Genomic DNA, 17,564 nt, shown 5'->3' on the forward strand with positions numbered 1-17,564 from the left:
GGGCCCTACCCGGCCTTCGTCTCCGGCACCCGATCGGCGTCCAGGGCGCTCGGCTGCGCCGGCACCGCGGGCTTCACCCCGGCCGCCTCGGCGGCGAGCAGTTCCTTGGCCTTGGCCGCGTAGATGTCGACGTACTCCTGGCCGGACAGCTCCATCAGCGCGTACATGATCTCGTCGGTGATGGACCGTTCGATGAACCGGTCGCCGGCCAGGCCCTCGTAGCGGGAGAAGTCGAGCGGCTTGCCGAAGCGCACCTCGAGCCGCCGCGGCCACCACATCCTGGAACCGATCGGGTTGACCTTGTCCGTGCCGATCATCGCCACCGGGATCACCACGCCGCGCGATTCGAGCGCGATCCGGGCGACGCCGGTTTTGCCCTTGTACAGCCGCCCGTCCGGGGAGCGGGTGCCCTCGGGGTAGATGCCGAGCAGGTGGCCGTCCTTGACCAGCCGGATCGCGGTGTCGAGCGCGGCCTGCGCGGCGTTGCCGCCGGAGCGGTCGATGGGGAACTGGCCGACGCCGGTGAAGAACCACTTCTTGAGCAGGCCCTTGAACCCGGGTTCGGTGAAGTACTCCGACTTCGCCGGGAAGGTGACCTTGCGCTTGACGCGCAGCGGCATGAAGAACGAATCCGCGACCGCGAGGTGGTTGCCGGCGAGGATGGCGCCACCCGTCTCGGGGATGTTTTCGGCGCCGACGACTTTGGTGGGCCACAGCGTCTTCAGCAGCGGCCCGATGAACACCCACTTCATCAGCCAGTACAGCACCGGGTTCCAGTCCTTTCCTGCCCGCGCGGGCCCCGGCAGGTCAGGGTACGGAACAAGCACCGGGCGGCACAACGCGAGAGCGGGCGGTCACCCGGCGGCAGCGACCCATCTCACAGCGGGACCGGAAGGATCCTCGCTTCCGGAGTGGGCCCCACAACCCGGCTTCGGCGTGAGAGCATGGGAGGACTCCACCGCTTCGATTCGGAAGGGCGTTCGTGATGGGCGTGCTCGCCGGCGCGGAACCGTTCTCCCACCCGGGTTCCTCCGGGGCCGGCTTCCTGCTCTGCCACGGATTCACCGCCACGCCCGACGGCATGCGCGCCTGGGGCCGGCACCTGGCCGCCGAGGGCTTCGCGGTGCGCTGCCCGCTGCTGCCCGGCCACGGCACGCACTGGCGCGAGCTGAACCGGACGACCTGGCACGACTGGTACGGGGCCGTCCGCGAGGCGCTGCTGGCGCTGCGCGCGGAGTGCGACCAGGTGTTCGTCGGCGGGATGTCGATGGGCGGGACGCTCACGCTGCGCCTCGCCGAGGAATTCGGCTCGGACATTTCCGGCCTCGTGCTGGTCAACCCGTCGGTCACGCGGCTGAGCCTGGACGCCAAGGTGCTGCCGCTGCTGTCGCGAGTGGTCCCGTCGATCCGCGCGATCGGCAACGACATCGCGAAGCCCGGCGAGGTCGAACTGGCCTATCCGCGCACGCCGGTGCGGGCGGCGGCGAGCCTCGCCCGGCTGTGGAAGATCGTGCGCGCCGACCTGCCGAAGGTGACGCAGCCGGTGCTGCTGCTGCACTCGCGGGTCGACCACGTCGTCGAACCCGAGAACTCGCGGATAGTGCTGGACAGCATCTCGAGCACGGACGTGACCGAGGTGGTGCTGGAGAACAGCTTCCACGTCGCGACGCAGGACCACGACGCGGAACTGATCTTCAGCCGCAGTGTCGACTTCGCCCGGAAGCTGCGGGCGGGACAGGTGGGTGCCGGATGAACCGGGGGAAAGGCGCGGACGGGCCCGAGGACGTCGACGCCACGTTCGCCGAGATCGTGGCCGACCTCCGGGCCGAGGGCGTGGGCGTGTTCCTGGACGAGGACCCGTTCTCCGGCGGACGCCCCGGCTCCGCCGAACCCGAGGCGCCCGCCGGAGCCGAACCCGACGCGGGCAAGGCCAAGCCGAAGCCCGCCGCGGACCCGCCGGCTCCGTCCGCTCCCCCGTCGCCGGAGGGCTGGCGCACCGGCGGCACCGAATGGGACGCCACGATGTTCTCCGGCGACCCGGCCGAGGACGACGAGCACTACGTGCCGCCGGAGCCGCCGCCGCTGCCTCGCTGGCGCAAAGGCGCGTTCGTCGTGCTGCTGTTCTTCGTCGTCGGGCTCCTGCTGCTGATCGTGCCGAACCTGATCGGGGTCGGCCCCGCGCTCGCCACGCCGCTGGGCATCCTCTCGCTCGCCACCGGCATCGCGCTGCTCCTGCTGCGCGTGCGCCAGGGCCCGCCGCCGGGCGCGGACCCCAGCAACGGCGCCCAGGTCTGACCGGGCGGGCATGCGGATCGACTTCCAGGCGTCCCGGCGGTCCACCGTCGGCGCGGAATGGGAACTCGCGCTGGTGGACCGGCGCAGCGGCGAACTGCGGTCGGTCGCGGAGGACCTGCTCGCCGCGGTCCGCCCGGACGGAGCCGCCGAGCATCCCCGGATCAAACAGGAACTGCTGCTCAACACGATCGAGGTGGTCAGCGGCGTCTGCCGCACGGTCGCCGAGGTGAAACGCGACCTCGACGAGGCGCTCGACGAGGTGCACCGGGTCGCCGACCCGCTGGGCGTCGAGGTGTTCTCCGCCGGCTCGCACCCGTTTTCCTCGTGGTACCGGCAGAAGGTGACCGACAAGGAGCGCTACGCCAAGCTGATCGACCGCACCCAGTGGTGGGGCAGGCAGATGCTGATCTACGGCGTGCACGTCCACGTCGGGCTCGACCACCGCGACAAGGTGCTGCCGGTGCTCGACGGGCTGCTGCGCTACGCGCCACACCTGCAGGCGCTGTCCGCGTCGTCGCCGTACTGGTCCGGAGAGGACACCGGGTACGCCTCGAACCGGGCGCTGATGTTCCAGCAGCTGCCGACCGCCGGGCTGCCGTTCCAGTTCCGCGAATGGGCGGAGCTGGAGGGCTACGTCGAGGACATGTTCACCACCGGCGTGATCGACCATTTTTCCGAGATCCGCTGGGACATCCGCCCGGCCCCGCACTTCGGCACCATCGAAATGCGCGTGTGCGACGGGCTGCCGACGCTGCAGGAAGTAGGCGCGATCTCGGCGCTCACGCAGTGCCTGGTGGACGACTTCAGCGCCCGTCTCGACAAGGGCGAAACACTGCCGGTGCTGCCGCCGTGGCACGTGCAGGAGAACAAGTGGCGCGCCGCCCGCTACGGCCTGGACGCGATCGTCATCCTCGACGCCGCCGGCCGCGAACGCCTCGTCACCGAAGACCTCGCCGAGCTGCTGGACCGGCTGGAACCAGTCGCGCGACGGCTGGACTGCGTACGCGAGCTGCGCGATGTCGAGAACATTCTCCGGGTCGGCGCGAGCTACCAGCGGCAGCGAGCGGTGGCGAAGCAGTACAACGGATCGTTGAAGGCCGTGGTCGCCGCGCTGGTCACCGAGATGCGCGACGGCGTGCCGCACGCTTAGCTGAGGCCGGGAGGCAGCGATGTCGCATACGTTCCGGACGCTTGTCGAACTCAACGGCAAAACCGCCACCGGCTTCCGGGTCCCGGCCGAGGTCGTCGAGGCTCTCGACCAGGGGCGGCGGCCGAAGGTGCGGGTGACCATCGGCCCGCACACCTACCGCAGCACGGTCGCGGTCTACTCCGGCGAGTTCATGCTGCCGCTCAGCGCGGCGAACCGGGAGGCGGCCGGGGTCGCCGCCGGGGAGACGGTCGAGGTCACGCTCGAAGCCGACCTGGCCGAGCGGACCGTCGAGATGCCGGACGACCTCGCGGCGGCGCTGGCCGAACGATCCGGCGCGCGGGCCGCGTTCGACAAGCTTTCCTTTACCGCGCAACGGGAACGAGCCGAAGCGGTCACGTCCGCCAAGCGCGCCGAGACGCGGCGGCGCCGGATCGCGAAGATCGTCGCGGAGCTGGCCGGGGACGGGCTTCCCTAGCCCAGCGTCACGCCTGGTTTGCCGAAGCCGCCGAGCACGGTGTCGACGACGCGAGCGGCCAGCGCGTCCGGGTCGTCGTCGGCGTCCTGGTCCTGCGCCGCTTCGTGGATGAGCGCGCAGTACACGCGGCGCGCCCAGACGAGGTCGACGCCGGGCCGCAGCGCGCCGCTTTCCTCCAGCCGCTGGAAGAAAACGTCGCATTGGGCGAGCACGTCCGGGGTCAGCACGCCTTCTTCCGCCGGGTGCGCGTTCATCGCGAACCCCCACCGGAGCTTGACGCGCAGCACGTTCGCGGTCACCTGGTAGAGCGCGACCAGCGGCGGCGTGACGTCGGGCCGGACGCTGGCGAGCGCGTTGCGGAACTGCTGCGTCGCCCAGAGGGTCATGGCGTCCACCAGCGCCTCCCGGCTGGCGAACCGGCGGTGCACCGTCGTCCGCGAGACCCCGGCAGCCTCCGCGATCTGCTCCATGGTCGCCGCCGGGTTGTCGCTGAGCACGCGTTCGGCAGCCTCGAGGATCGCCTGGGCCGTCCGTTCCGAGTCCGCGCGCCGGGCCCGTTTCTCCATGCCGTCCAGTTTACGCCATGGTTGCCGTTCGGTTCTTAGTTGCGTCATCAGTGTTGCAACTGCTAGCTTAGCTGCAACGCACTTGACCCGACTCAGGGAGTTTCACCGATGGATCTGCAACTGGCCGGCAAGACCGCGGTCGTCACCGGAGCGAGCCGGGGAATCGGGCTGGCCACGGTGTCCGCGCTGATCGGCGAAGGAATGCGAGTGGTGGCCGCCGCCCGGACGATCACGCCGGAACTGAAGGAAACCGGCGCGGTGCCCGTCGCGGTGGACCTCTCCGCCCCGGACAGCCCCGGACTGTTGCTCGAACAGGCCGTCGCGGAACTCGGCGGGCTGGACGTCCTGGTGAACAACGTCGGCGGCGGCGACAGCGCCAGCGGCCAAGCGGGCGGTTTCCTGTCGGTCACCGATCGCCAATGGACAGAGCTGCTGGAGCTGAACTTCCTCGCCGCGGTCCGGGCTTCGCGCGCCGCGCTGCCGCATCTGCTCGAACGCCGGGGCGCGATCGTGACGGTTTCCTCGAACGGTGCGCGGATGCCGCACTCGGGCCCGATCGCTTACACCACCGCGAAAGCCGCGCTGACCGCGTTCGGGAAAGCACTGGCGGAGGAGTTCGGACCGCAGGGAGTACGAGTCAACACTGTCTCACCGGGGCCGGTTCGCACCGCACTGTGGGAAGGCCCGGACAGCTACGGTGCCGAGCTGGCTTCGTCGATGGGGTTGTCGCAGGAGGATTTGCTGGCCGGACTCCCCGCCGGCGCCGGAATGCTGACCGGACGGCTGGTCGAACCGGACGAGGTGGCCGCGCTGATCGCGTATCTGGCGTCACCGCTGGCGGCGAGCATCACCGGAGCGGACTACCTGATCGACGCGGGGGCGGTGAAGACCGTGTGACGGTTGCTGGATGGTGTTGTGGAGGTCGCTTAGGCGGCCGGGAAGCTCGGGAGCGTGCGGCGACTGATCAGCCGCTGAGTTCCCGCAGCAGAGTCCCCGGCCCCAGCAGCCGCGCACCGAGACGCTCACCGCGCCGGGAAGCTCGCGAACACCCGCCACCGCGGCGCGCCCTTCGAAACGCAGCCGTGCGACGACGGAACAACCACGATCGCCGCGGCGACCGATCAGCCGCCCGACTTCCGCAACAAAACCCTCGGTCCGGAGCAACCGCGCCGGGATCTCCCACCCGGGCGCGCGACTCGCCCCCCCCCCCCCCCCCCCGAAACCCAGGCGAGCAACAACAAACACCCCGATCGCGCGCCGACCGATCAACCGCGCAGATTCCGCAGCAGAATCTCCGGCCCGAGCACCCACGCCCCAAGGTCGCCCACACGGCCCCGCACCTCGCGAACACCCACCACCGCGACGCGACCTCCCGCGCAGCCACCGATCAACCGCCCAACTCCCGCAACAACACCCCCGCCCCCAGATCGCCGACCCGGCCGCGCAACTCGCGAACACCCGCCACCGCGGCACGACCTCCCGCGCAGCAACCGATCAACCGCCCAACTCCCGCAACACCCCCGCCGCGGCACCCGCGCCCCAGATCACCCACCCGGCCACGCACCACGACGACCCGGCCTCCCGAAACGCAGCCGTGCGACGACGGAACAACCACGATCCCCGCGGCGACCGATCAGCCGCCCAACTCGCGCAACAAAACCCCCGGCCCCAACACCCGCGCCCCCAAATCACCCACCCGACCCCGCAACTCGCGGTCCGCCGTCACCACCACGACGTGGTCGTCCGGGCGTTGCCGGGCCGCGGCGGTCACCTCGACGATTTTCGAATCGCCGTCGGCCTCCGCCGCGACGACCTCTACTCCCGGGATCGGTTCCACTCCTCTGGCCTTGCCCTCGACCACCAGCACCACCCGGGGCCACCACGACCACGCCGGGCCCGCGCCGATTCCGGTCACGTCGTCGCGCAGGCCGTTCTCCGCGGGGGCGGTCAGCTGGTCGCGCAGGCGTTCCGCGGCACCTCGGCGGTCGCGCCACCAGCCGTCCGGGCGGGAGCCCATCACGTTCGCCGCGTCGACCACCAGCACCAGTTCCCGGCCCAGTTGCTCGCGCAGCACCGGCCAGGCGAGGGCGAAATCGCGGTGCAGGTCGAGCGCGGCGACCTCGTCCGGCGGGACCCAGCGCATTTCGGCGCTTTCCTCGTTCGCGACCTGGGCCTGCAGCGCGCTGTCGGCCAGGCCGAGCACGGTCGTGTACTGCCATTCGCCGTGGTCCAGCACCGAGGCGGACATCGCGCGGAACGCGGACGCGGGGATCGCGGCTTCTTCCCACGCTTCCCGAGCGGCGGCCTCATGCACGGTCTCCCCGGCTTCGAGGGCGCCGCCGGGCAAGGCCCACGTGCCGCCGTTGTGCACCCACCACGCGCGCCGCTGCAACAGCACCCCGCGGCTGGGATCGCACAACAACAACCCGGCCGCACCGAACGCACCCCAGTGCTGCCTGCCGCAAGAGCACCGCACGAAGCGGTTGGCGGTCGTCGGCGTCACCCGGCCCAGCCTTCCACAGAACCTTGTACGTGTTAATCCCGGTCAGAACCCGCTCACAACGTGTCCATCGCCAGCGCCGCCGCGCCCACGATCGCCGTGTCGTCGCCGAGATGCGCGGTGCGGATGCGGGCCAGCGGGCGGTGCCGCGCGCCGGTGATCGCCCCGGCGTAGTGCTCCCGGGCCTCGTCCAGGAACAGCGGCGCGGACTCCGACACTCCCCCGCCGATCACGATGATCTCCGGGTCGAAGACGTCCGCCACCAGTGCGAGCCCTTCGCCGAGCCATTTCGCCAGTTCCGCCATGGCACGCAAGGCGATCGGGTCGCCGTCGCGGGCCGCGCGGGCCACTCGGCGACCGGTGACCGAACCGGGGTCGCCGGCGATTTCCCGGGACAGCACGGTGGAGCGGCCGGGGTACCGCGCCAGCAGCTCGACCGCCGTCGCCGCCAGCGCCGTACCGCTGCAGTAGCGCTCCCAGCAACCGTACTTCCCGCAGGGGCAAGCCCGGCCGTCGCGCACCACGGTGAGGTGGCCGAGTTCCGGCGCGACCCCGTGGGCGCCCCGGTAGATCTCGCCGTCCAGCAGCAACCCCGCGCCGATTCCGGTGCCCAGCGCGACCAGCGCGGCCACCCCGGCCCCGCGCGCGGCGCCGAAGCGATGCTCGGCGACGACCGCCGAATTGACGTCGTGCTCCAGCGTCACCGACAGGCCGACGCGCTTGGCGATCCGGTCCGCCACCGGGGCGTTGCGCCAGGCCAGGTGCGGCGCGAACATCACCGTGCGGCGGTCCCGGGCCACGAACCCGGCCACGGCAAGGCCGACCGCGGCGACGTCGTGCCGGTTGCGCAGGGTCTCGACGACCCCGGCGATGGCGTCTTCGAGCGCGTTCTCCTCGCTCGGCGTCCCGACGCGCGCCGTGTCGAGCAGCGAGCCGCGCTCGTCCACGACGCCGGCGCGCACGCTGGTGCCGCCGACGTCCACCCCTACGGTCAGCAATCAGATCTCCCGCTCCGGCTGCCAGTCCGCGCGCTTGCGGACGACGATGTGCTGGACCCGCGACGACGGCTCCGAAGCCGACGCCTCCGCCGCGGCGGGCGGATGCGCGGCGGGCCGGAACCCGGGCATGTGCACGCCCTCCTCCGGCTCCCACCGGTCCGCGAGCACCGCCCGCAGCAACGCGACGAGCTGCGCCGCCTGTTCGAGGACCCGGGCCACGAACTCCGGCCGCTCGCCGCGCACGACGGCGACGATCGCACACAGCGGGCACCACCCGCATCCCGAAGTGCTGTCCTCCACATCGGGCGCGCCCGGCTCTTCGGGCTTCGCGCGGTCCCCGTGCCCGGCCGCCATGACGCCTTCCAGCCACGGCGCGGCGCGTTCGATCACCATCTCGACCAGCAGCCGGATCTCCTCGGCCAGCTTCAGGCCGTCCGAGGACCACCCGGCAGCCCCCTCGGCATGCTCTTCGCTCATCCGGATCCCTGGTTCCCGGCCAGGCTGATCACCAGGCCTTCGGCGTCGGATTCCGCGCCGGTGATCCGGCACGGGCGCAGCGTTTCGGGCAGCGCGACGAGCCGGCGGAACCCGTCGACGGTGATCGCCAGGTCGTCGTCCACGCGGGCGAGGTCGACCGCCGAATCCCGGTCCAGCGGAAGCGCGATCCGCAGCCGGAAACCGTCGCCGTCGGCGGCCGCCGACAACAGCGGCGTGACCGGTTTTCCGTTGCCGGACAACGGATCCCGGCTGCCGTACAGCTCGCGGGCCAGCTCGGCGAGCGCCTCGGCGCCCACCGGTTCGCTCGCCCGGTGCTCGACGCGGGCCAGTTCGTCCGGGCCGAAGCCGGCCTCGGCCAGTTCCGCCAGCACCGCGTCCTGCTGGTCCCGCCGGGTGCGCAGCCACTTCGCCGCCGAACCGCGCCAGAATCCGGGCGCGGGCATGAGCCGGTTGGCGATCAGGCCGTCGACCGCGATGCCGCGCAGCGCCAGCGACGTGAGCGTGCGCCGGGCCTCGGCGACCACCACCCGTTCCGGCGTCAGCACCAGCCGGACGGTCGTCACGCGCGGGTCGGTGAGCAGCTCCCGCAGCGCGTCGAGATGTGCGCCGAGCTTCCGCACCGAAGCCGCGACCCGGCGGTTGCCGAACACCCTGCCCAGGTAGCCCGACACAGCTTCCGGCAGCGAAAGCAAGCGCAGCGTTTCCGCGGTGGGCCCGCAGTCGACCACCACGGTCTCCCACGGCCCCTGCGAAGCCAGCCGCCGCACCTCGCTCAGCGCGAGCAGTTCGTCGACGCCGGGCAGCACGGTCAGCTCTTCCGCGTCCAGCACGTCGAGACCGGCTCCGGCCAGCACCTTCCGCAGTTCGCCGCGCAGCTCGTGCCAGGTGCGGTCGGCCAGCGCCCGGGAGTCGACTTGCGCCGCCCACAGCCCGGCCGGCGTGCCGTCGCGGCGAAGGTCCACTTCGGAGGGTTCGGCGCCCAGCGGCGTGCCGAACGCGTCGCCGAGCGAATGCGCCGGGTCGGTGGACACGACGAGCGTCTTCCTGCCGCGGCCGGCGAGCGCGGCAGCGGTAGCCGCGGCGAGCGTCGTCTTCCCGACACCCCCCTTGCCGGTGAACAGCAGGATCCGCATCTAGCCCTCGGCCCTGCGCTTGAGCTCCTTGAGCGCGGTGTCCATGACCATTTTCTCCGCCTTGCGCCGCAGCAGCCCGATCATCGGCAGCGCCAGCTCCACCGACAGCGTGTAGGTGACGCGGGTGCGCCCGCCGCCGAGCGGTTCGAGCGCGTACCGGCCGTTCTGGGCCTTCTGCATCTGGCCCTTGACCAGGTGCCAGCTGACGCCGAGACCGTCGTCGTCCCAGTCGTACTCGAGCGTGTACACGTCCTTGATCGGCCCGGCGTCGAGGGTCAGCTTCACCTGTTTCGCCCGGCCCGCGTCGTCGGTCGCGAGCACCTCGGTCTCGCGGACCGCCTTGGTCCACTCCGGGTACGCGGGGAAATCGGAGATCACCGACATGACCCGTGCGGGCTCGGCGTCGACCTCGATGGACTGCGTGGACTGCTCGGCCATGGACGAAGCGTAGCCGGACAGCACAGTCACCAGCGCAGCACGTAGGGCTGCCCGGTCTCCTTGAAGTGACCCACGTTACGGCACTCGGTGTGCCCGACCCGGCGCCGCACGGCCAGCGGCTGGTGCACGTGCCCGAACACCGACCAGCGCGGACGCTGCCGCCGGATCAGGTCCAGCAGCGCCTTCGACCCGAGTTCGGCGCGGCGCGCGACCACGTCGTAGGTCAGTTCGGGCACCGCGGGCGGGATGTGCGTGCAGAGCACGTCGACCTCGTCCAGCAGCGAAACCGCCGCGTCGAACTCCTCGCGCGCCCGCAGGTACGGCCGCCACGCCGCGCCCTTGCGCGGACGCGGGAGCACGCCGTCGGGCAGCACCGCTCCGCCGGCGAAGCCGAACCGCAGCCCGCCGATGGCGACGACCTCGCCGTCGACCAGGTGCACGCCTTCGCCGGCGAACTCCGGCCAGGCCGAAGGCGCGTCGACGTTGCCGGGGATCGCGTACGTGGGCGCGGTCATCGAGGCGAACAACGTGGAGTACTGCTCGCGGACCGCTTCGTCGACCGCGGCGGCCGGGTCGTCCAGGGTGGCCCACAGCGTGCGCGAGTAGGCGACCGTCTCGTCCCTGGTGCCTTCGCGGCGCAGGCGGGCGAACTCGCCGACCTTCTCCGCGCCGAACAGCACGCCCATGATGCCTTTGTCGTGGTCGTGGTAGTCGACGAAGTCGAGCAGGTCGCCGAGCACGACCAGCGCGTCCGCCCCGTCCCCCGCCCGCTTCAGCGCGTCGGCGTTGCCGTGCACGTCCGAAACGACGTGAACCCGCACAAGAGCCTCCTACTCGACGGTCCGGGGCGGAACCCCCGGCTCGCGCCCGTCCTCGAGGATCTCCTTCAGCCCCAGCGCCACGTCCTTCGCCGCGCGCGCCCGCCGGTCGAATTCGCGGCGCAGTTCGCGCGGGCTCAGCTCGCGCGGGACGCCGCCGGGACCGGCAGGCGTGGCCCGGAGGAAGTAGTGCAGCACGGTGCCGTCGAGAACAGGTTCCAGCCAGACCTCCATGGTACCGATCAAGGCGCCCGTGACGGTCCAGCGCAGGCCCTTGTCCCCCCGGTCGGTGTAGACCCGCAATTCCAGGTCCGGCCAGTACCGCCGCCACGAGCGCGGGTCGGCGAAGGCGGCCGCGACGGTGGACGGGGGCACCACGAGGAAGGTCTCGTCTACGAGATCGAGTGCTGGTGGTTCGTGCACCCGGACACGATGTCACGACCTCGCCGCGCGCCCCGTGCCAGCATGGTCTTAAGGTCTACGGCACGCTAAGTTGACTGGCGGGTAACCGCACGCGTCGAACACGGAGGTCCACGTGCGCGAATACAGCGCCCCCGCCGGGAAGCCGGTGACCGACGACGAGAACCTGGCCGATGTCGTCTGGGCGAACGCGGAGCGGTTCTCCGACGTGGTCAGCTTCCGGCGGCAGGTCGAGGGCACCTGGCTCGACGTGACCGCGAAGGACTTCGCCGACCAGGTCGCGGCCGTGGCCAAGGGCCTGATCGCGGCGGGCGTCGGGCACGGCGACCGGGTCGCGCTGATGTCGAAGACCCGCTACGAGTGGACGCTGGTCGACTTCGCGATCTGGGCCGCGGGCGCGGTCACCGTGCCGATCTACGAAACGTCTTCGCCCGAACAGGTGTACTGGATCCTTTCCGATTCGGCGGCCAAGGCCGTCGTCGTGGAGACCGGCGCGCACCGGAAAGCGGTCGAGGAGATCAGCGGGCGGCTCAGCACGCTGGAGCACACGTGGCAGATCGAGGGCGGCTCCCCGGCGGTCGACGAGCTGACCGCGCTGGGCGCCGAGGTCTCCGACGAGGACCTGCACACCCGCCGTCGCGGCGTGACCGCGAACGAGACGGCCACCATCGTCTACACCTCGGGCACCACCGGGCGGCCCAAGGGCGTCGAGCTGACCCACCGGAACCTGCTCGCCGAGATCCGCGCGGACATCGAGGCCTTCCCGGAGCTGATGGAGCAGGGCAACTCGCTGCTGTGCTTCCTGCCGCTGGCGCACATCCTCGCCCGCGCGATCGCGATCACCGCGCTCACCGCCCGCGTCACCCTCGGCCACACGCCGGACGTGAAGAACCTGGTCCCGGACCTCGGCACCTTCCGGCCGACCTTCGTGGTCGCCGTGCCGCGCGTGTTCGAGAAGGTCTACAACACCGCCAAGCAGAAGGCGCACGCCGACGGCAAAGGCAAGATCTTCGACGCCGCCGAGGCCACCGCGGTCGCGTACAGCGAGGCGCAGGAAAAGGGCGGCGCTTCGCTCGGCCTGCGCGCGAAGCACCTGGTGTTCGACAAGCTGGTGTACGGCAAGCTCCGCGCCGCGCTGGGCGGCCGCTGCGTCGCCGCGGTGTCCGGCGGGGCTCCGCTGGGCGCGCGGCTGGCGCACTTCTTCCGCGGCATCGGCGTGCCGGTGTTCGAGGGCTACGGCCTCACCGAAACGTCCGCCGCGGCGAACGTGAACACCAGCGCGGCGTTCCGCGTCGGCACCGTCGGGCGTCCGGTCGCGGGCACCTCGGTGCGCATCGCCGAGGACGGCGAGGTCCTGCTCAAGGGCGACGTCGTGTTCGGCCGGTACTACAACAACCCGGAAGCGACCGCGGAAGCCCTCACCGACGGCTGGTTCCACACCGGCGACCTCGGCGAGCTGGACTCCGAAGGCTTCCTCAAGATCACCGGCCGCAAGAAGGAGATCATCGTGACGGCGGGCGGCAAGAACGTCGCCCCGTCCGGGCTCGAGGACACCATCAAGGCCGCGCCGCTGGTGAGCCAGGTGATGGTGGTCGGCGACCAGCGGCCGTTCATCGCCGCGCTGGTGACGATCGACGAGGAGTACTTCCCGGCCTGGAAGTCCCAGCACGGCAAGCCGGACTCCGCGACGGTGTCCGACCTGGCCGAGGACCCGGACCTGCGCGCGGAGATCCAGGCGGCGGTCGACGAGGCGAACAAGCAGGTGTCGCACGCGGAGTCGATCAAGAAGTTCACCGTGCTGGCGAACGACTTCACCGAGGCGGGCGGCGAGATCACGCCGAGCCTGAAGCTGAAGCGCAACGTGGTGAGCAAGAACTACGCGTCCGACATCGAGGCGCTGTACCGGAAGTGACCCGGACCGGAAAACGGGCCCACGCCATTCCCGGCGCGGGCCCGTTTTCCTGCCGTCACAGTGCGACCGGCGCCTGGATTTTCGGATTGTTGAAGTACTCCAGCACGAGGTTTTCGCGGATCTTGTCCGCTTTCCCGGCATACCGGGGTTCCTTCAGCATTTCGTCGATCTCTTTCAGCATGTCCAGGTTGTGCTTGCGAACCTCGGCGTTCGGCATGCGGTTGATTTCGTCGACCATGCTGTCGTAGGTTTCGCCCGGTTTCGGCTTGGTGCCCGGCTTGAGCATGTAGTTGTCGCGAAGGCCTTCGTTGACCAGGTTCTCGTTCTTGAGCACGTTGTGGTACTCCAGAAGCGAACCGTTGGTGTTGTTCCGGGTGTGGCCGCCGTTCTCCTTTTGGAGAGCATGGCCCAGTTCGTGCGCGATCTCGTTGTCGCCCTTGCGCGGATCCATCACGATCGCGTTGTCGCGCGGGTTGTACCCGGCGCCGCCCTCCCGGTGGACGAAATCGCCTGCTTTCGCGTCGTCGGGGGTCGGGCGGCCGTGCTCGTCGACGAAATCCTTCTTCTGGTACCCGAGCATTTCCGCGAGGGTCTTGTCGTTGTCGCCTTCGCGCAGATTGTGCTTGAGGTAGTCGGGCAGTTCCGACACCTTCGTGCTCATCTTGAACCGCGGATCGTCCGGAACGCGCAGCACCGCGGGCGGGTCCTGCAGCGGCGGCTTCCGGTCCTTGAACTTGGCGACGGTGTCGTCGATTTTGTGGTCGACCCGTTCCTTGTCCTTCTTGGCCTCGTCGCCCTCTTTCATCTTGTACGGCGGGGCTTCTTCCTTTTTGACGACCTCCGTCTTGTTCAGAGCTTCCTTCCGTTTCGCGATCTGCTCTTCCAGCGACAGGCCGGGCTTCTTCGCGGGCGGTGGGCCGCCCGGGACCTTGCCCGGCGGAGGAGGAGGAACTGCCGGAGGTCCGCCGGGGGCTTTGCCCGGCGGCGGAGGCACCGGGGCGCCCGGGACTTTGCCCGGCGGCGGAGGCGGCGGTGGTGGCGGGGCCGACGAAGCCGTGGTCGTCTCCGGCGCGGGTTCCCGGGGCGGCGGGGTCGGCTCGCGCGGCGGAGGGGTGGGTTCGCGCGGCGGCGCCGAGGACGGGTTGGTGTCCTGCACGTGCCCGGCGTTGTTCCCGCCGCCCGGAGTCTCGTTCGGACGCGCTTCGTCGTCCGGGCCGGACTTCTGCCGCGTCAGGCAGTTTCCCAGCCCCAGCGGGTCGGCGTCGGCGAGCGGGTTGGGCACGTACGAAGCCGGGTTCGGGGCCGGGGCGAGGCCGAGCGGGTCCTGGCTCAGGTAGCGGCCGGTGCCCGGGTCGTAGTAGCGGAAAACGTTGTAGTGCAAGCCGGTTTCGTCGTCCGCGTACTGGCCGGGGAACCGCAGCGGTGTGCCGCCCGGGCGGGTGCGGCCCCAGAGCGAACCGGCGGCTCGCCAGGCGACCGTGCCGTAGGCGTCCACCAGACCGACCGGGGTGCCGACCGGATCGGTGACGAACGAGAAGAACCGGGCGCTCGTGCCCAGCAGTTCGGTCTGCGCCACCGGGCGCACCGTGCCGGGCAGGTGGTCCCACGTCAGCGTGAGCGGCGCGGAATCGGCCAGCCGGTGTTCCTGTTCCACCAGCAGCTGCCCGCTCCAGCAGAACAGGGTTTCCTCGGCCGGGGCGTCCGCGCCGGGCAGCCAGCGTTGTTTCGCGATGCGGCGGCCGAGCGGGTCGTAGCGGTAGCGCCACTGGACGCCGTCCGGGGTTTCCACCGCGAGCAGCCGGTCTTGCGCGTCCCAGCGGTAGGTCCAGGTCCGGGAGTTCTCGTGGCGGGCGACGAGCCTGCCCTGGCCGTCGTGGACGTAGCGCACCGCGCCCGCCGCGGCGAGCCGGTTTCCGGTGTAGTCGCGCGGACCGGCGTCCGGTTCGGCAAACGGGAGCTGCGCGTGCCGGATGCTGCCCGACGCGTCGTAGCGGTAGGTCTCCTGGCCGTCGCGCCGGGCCACAGCGGTGACGCGGCCGACGGCGTCGAGCTGATACCGCGTGGGGCCGGACAGCGAATCGTCCACGCCGACCAGGTGACCGTCGGCGCGGTAGTGGTATTCGCGCCGCTGCCGGACCTGGCTGCCCGCGGCCAAAGTCTGCGCGACCAGCTGGTGTTCCGCGTCGAAAGCCTGTGCCAGCACGGTGTTTCCGCCCAGCACCCGCTCGACCTCGTGGCCCGCTTCGTCGTGGCGGAAGAGCACTTCGTGTCCGGCGGTCGACAGCGCGACTGCCTTCCCCTCGTCGTCGAAACTCCACTCGCTGACCGAGCCGGACGGAGTGGTGCGGCGGAGGCGGGAAGGCTCGTGCACATAGGAAACCGCGCGCCCGTCAACCGATTCCCGGACTACGCGGCCGGCTTCGTCGCGCTCGATCTCCAGTACGCAGGAACCTTCGGTGGCCCGGGTGAGGAAACCGACGGGGTCGTACTCGTAGCGGATGGTCCCGCTTTTCGTGCGACGCTCGATCACGTTGCCTAGCACGTCATAGCTGTACTCGGTGATTACGCCCAATCCGTCGACCGACCGCACGAGCTGGCCCGCCGCGTCGTAGGCGAACTGCCGCTCCCGGCCGTCGAAGTCGGTTTCCGCGACGAGCCTGCCGTCGGCGTCGTAGGTGTAGTGCCAGGTCAGGCCGGCCGGGTTGGTGATCCGGACGAGCTGAAGCTCGGTGTCGTACTCGTAGGCGGTGCGGGCGCCGGTGGCGTCGATTTTCGCGACCGGCAGGTCGAAGGGGCCGTATTCGAACCGCGCGTCGACGCGTTCCACGAGGTTTCCTTCGGCGTCGTAACGCCATTCCTCGCGCCGCCCGGACGGGCCGACCCGGCTGGCCTGGCTCCCGTCGACCGTCCAGCCGAAGCGGGTTCCGTCGGCCGCCACGCGCGGGCGGCCGAACTGGTCGCGGCGCACCGGGTCGGGCTCCGCGCGCGCCGGTTCTCCCCCGGTCAGCTGGCGGTCCTGGGCGAATCCGGTCGCCGCGATCCCGGCTTGCGCGGTGAACAGATCCGGTGCGGTGCCCGGCGGATAGACCCGCCGCCAGGTGCGTTCGGCGGTCTCGACGGTGACGGTCAGCGTGCCGTCCGGCGCGGAGCTGACGTGCGCGCGGCTGCCGTCCGGGCGGACGACCGCGGTGAGCAAACCCTCGTCGGTGTACTCGAAACCGGTAGTGCGGCCGAGCGGATCGGTGCGCGACCGCAGCCGGTCGTAACGGTCCCAAGTGGACACTGTGGTCGCGCCGAGCGGGCTGACGTCCTTGGTCGGCTGCGAGGCTTCGTTGAAGTGGAATTCCGTGACGTGGCCGAGTGCGTTGGTGTAGCGGGTGATGCGCTGTTCGCGGTCGTAGGCGAACTCGCCGTCGTACACGCCCCGGTCGCCGACCGTGCGGACGCAGCGGCCCTCGGCGTCGTAGAGGTAGCGGTACCAGACGCCGTTGCGGTCCTGCCAGCCGGTGATCCGGCCGTCGGCGTCGTAGTCGTACTGCGTGGCCAGGCCGGAGGAATTGAAGACTCGCACCAGCCGGCCGCGATCGTCGTAGCCGAAGCTGCGGACCAGCACCGGTTCCTGGCCGTCGCCGAGCACCCGGATCGCGGTGACGCGGCCCGCCTGGGAGTCCAGCGCCACGCGGTATCCCGCGGAATGCCGGATCAGCCGGGGTGCGCCGCTTTCGGCGTACTCGACCTCCATCCGGTCGCCCGCGGCGTCGATCGCGGCCAGCAGTGGGAAAACGCCGCCGGGTCCAGGGCCGAAGCGCAATTCCGTGCCGTTGACCGGGTCGGCGAGCAGGTATCCGTCGTCAGTCGCGGTCAGCGGTCGGCGCGGGCCTTCCAGCGGCAGCACCGGTTCCCCGGCTCCAGCCCGCGGATACACCAGGATCCGGCCGTCCGCCGCGTAGAACCGGACGGCTCCGGCATCGGCTTCGAGCCGCTGGTCGACCGTCGACGTCCAGCTCGGGCCGAACCAGCGTCCGGACCGGTACGCCGAGACGTGCAGCCGTTCCAGCACGAGCGGGCTCGGCAGTTCGAGGTCGACCGCCTCGAGCAGGACCGAGCCGCGCACGACGTCGACCGGGTCGCCCGCGGTCTTGCACTCGTCCTTGCCGCCCCGGGTGTCGGCCGGCTTCGGGTCGTCCTTCGGCGGCGTCTTGCCGGTGCCGCCCTGGTTTCCGCTCCGGTCCGCCGGGGGGCGGCTGCTCGGAGTGGCCGCCCTGTGGTTTGGTCTCGTCCTTGGCCGGCGGCGGATGGCCGCCCCGCGGGTTGACCTCGTCCTTCGGCGGCCCGGAATGATCGCCGGAGGCGGTGGTCGA

The 17,564-nt window shown here is 71.0% G+C and carries 16 protein-coding genes; 6 read left to right on the forward strand and 10 right to left on the reverse strand.

What is annotated here, in order from left to right; all coding sequences use genetic code 11:
- Positions 1-5: 5 nt before the first annotated feature.
- Positions 6-767: a lysophospholipid acyltransferase family protein gene (locus F9C11_RS37415; protein ID WP_409182064.1), complete on the reverse strand. Its 762-nt coding sequence runs from the start codon at positions 765-767 to the stop codon at positions 6-8.
- 218 nt (positions 768-985) lie between these two features.
- On the opposite strand from F9C11_RS37415, the gene F9C11_RS37420 reads away from it, so the two are divergent.
- From F9C11_RS37420 to F9C11_RS37435, 4 genes are read left to right on the forward strand one after another with little or no spacing between them, the layout of a single operon-like run.
- The gene (locus F9C11_RS37420; protein WP_409182065.1) at positions 986-1,753 is read left to right on the forward strand and encodes an alpha/beta hydrolase; all 768 of its coding nucleotides are present in this window, start codon (positions 986-988) and stop codon (positions 1,751-1,753) included.
- On the forward strand, positions 1,750-2,295 hold the full coding sequence (locus tag F9C11_RS37425) for a hypothetical protein (RefSeq protein WP_409182066.1): 546 nt from the start codon (positions 1,750-1,752) through the stop codon (positions 2,293-2,295). The genes F9C11_RS37420 and F9C11_RS37425 overlap by 4 nt, the downstream gene beginning before the upstream one ends.
- A gap of 10 nt (positions 2,296-2,305) precedes the next feature.
- On the forward strand, positions 2,306-3,445 hold the full coding sequence (locus F9C11_RS37430) for a glutamate--cysteine ligase (protein ID WP_409182067.1): 1,140 nt from the start codon (positions 2,306-2,308) through the stop codon (positions 3,443-3,445).
- A gap of 19 nt (positions 3,446-3,464) precedes the next feature.
- A complete protein-coding gene (locus F9C11_RS37435; protein ID WP_409182069.1) occupies positions 3,465-3,920 on the forward strand; it encodes a YdeI/OmpD-associated family protein in 456 nt (151 codons plus the stop codon).
- Here the strand turns inward: F9C11_RS37435 and F9C11_RS37440 are convergent.
- Positions 3,917-4,486 (reverse strand): TetR/AcrR family transcriptional regulator, encoded by a 570-nt coding sequence (locus F9C11_RS37440; RefSeq protein ID WP_409182070.1) that lies wholly within the window; start codon positions 4,484-4,486, stop codon positions 3,917-3,919. The two genes, F9C11_RS37435 and F9C11_RS37440, sit on opposite strands and share 4 nt — an antisense overlap.
- Before the next feature lie 108 nt (positions 4,487-4,594).
- Between F9C11_RS37440 and F9C11_RS37445 the strand changes: the two genes are divergently transcribed.
- Positions 4,595-5,383 carry an SDR family oxidoreductase gene (locus F9C11_RS37445; protein ID WP_409182071.1) on the forward strand — a complete coding sequence of 263 codons (789 nt, stop codon included), beginning with the start codon at positions 4,595-4,597 and terminating at the stop codon, positions 5,381-5,383.
- Between the two features lie 736 nt (positions 5,384-6,119).
- On the opposite strand, the gene F9C11_RS37450 is transcribed toward F9C11_RS37445, so the two are convergent.
- The 7 genes from F9C11_RS37450 to F9C11_RS37480 are packed head-to-tail and all read right to left on the reverse strand — an operon-like array spanning position 6,120 to position 11,294.
- On the reverse strand, positions 6,120-6,989 hold the full coding sequence (locus F9C11_RS37450; protein WP_409182072.1) for an NUDIX domain-containing protein: 870 nt from the start codon (positions 6,987-6,989) through the stop codon (positions 6,120-6,122).
- Between the two features lie 53 nt (positions 6,990-7,042).
- A complete protein-coding gene (locus tag F9C11_RS37455) occupies positions 7,043-7,969 on the reverse strand; it encodes an ROK family protein (RefSeq protein WP_409187061.1) in 927 nt (308 codons plus the stop codon).
- A 15-nt stretch (positions 7,970-7,984) separates the two neighbouring features.
- Positions 7,985-8,461, reverse strand: coding sequence for a hypothetical protein (locus tag F9C11_RS37460; RefSeq protein ID WP_409182073.1), 477 nt, complete (start codon positions 8,459-8,461; stop codon positions 7,985-7,987).
- Positions 8,458-9,615 (reverse strand): ArsA family ATPase, encoded by a 1,158-nt coding sequence (locus F9C11_RS37465; RefSeq protein ID WP_409182075.1) that lies wholly within the window; start codon positions 9,613-9,615, stop codon positions 8,458-8,460. Before F9C11_RS37465 ends, F9C11_RS37460 begins: the two co-directional genes overlap by 4 nt.
- Positions 9,616-10,053 (reverse strand): SRPBCC family protein, encoded by a 438-nt coding sequence (locus tag F9C11_RS37470; RefSeq protein WP_409182076.1) that lies wholly within the window; start codon positions 10,051-10,053, stop codon positions 9,616-9,618.
- 26 nt (positions 10,054-10,079) lie between these two features.
- Positions 10,080-10,874 (reverse strand): metallophosphoesterase, encoded by a 795-nt coding sequence (locus F9C11_RS37475; protein WP_409182077.1) that lies wholly within the window; start codon positions 10,872-10,874, stop codon positions 10,080-10,082.
- 9 nt (positions 10,875-10,883) lie between these two features.
- The gene (locus tag F9C11_RS37480) at positions 10,884-11,294 is read right to left on the reverse strand and encodes a polyketide cyclase / dehydrase and lipid transport (RefSeq protein ID WP_409182078.1); all 411 of its coding nucleotides are present in this window, start codon (positions 11,292-11,294) and stop codon (positions 10,884-10,886) included.
- A gap of 112 nt (positions 11,295-11,406) precedes the next feature.
- Here F9C11_RS37480 and F9C11_RS37485 point away from each other — a divergent pair, with 112 nt between their 5' ends.
- Entirely contained in the window at positions 11,407-13,203 is a 1,797-nt protein-coding gene (locus tag F9C11_RS37485) for an AMP-dependent synthetase/ligase (protein ID WP_409182079.1), read from the forward strand.
- Between the two features lie 55 nt (positions 13,204-13,258).
- On the opposite strand, the gene F9C11_RS37490 is transcribed toward F9C11_RS37485, so the two are convergent.
- On the reverse strand, positions 13,259-17,317 hold the full coding sequence (locus F9C11_RS37490) for an RHS repeat-associated core domain-containing protein (protein ID WP_409182080.1): 4,059 nt from the start codon (positions 17,315-17,317) through the stop codon (positions 13,259-13,261).
- Between the last annotated feature and the right edge of the window lie 247 nt (positions 17,318-17,564).

It is taken from the genome of Amycolatopsis sp. VS8301801F10 (genome assembly GCF_046195355.1).
GTDB lineage: Bacteria > Actinomycetota > Actinomycetes > Mycobacteriales > Pseudonocardiaceae > Amycolatopsis.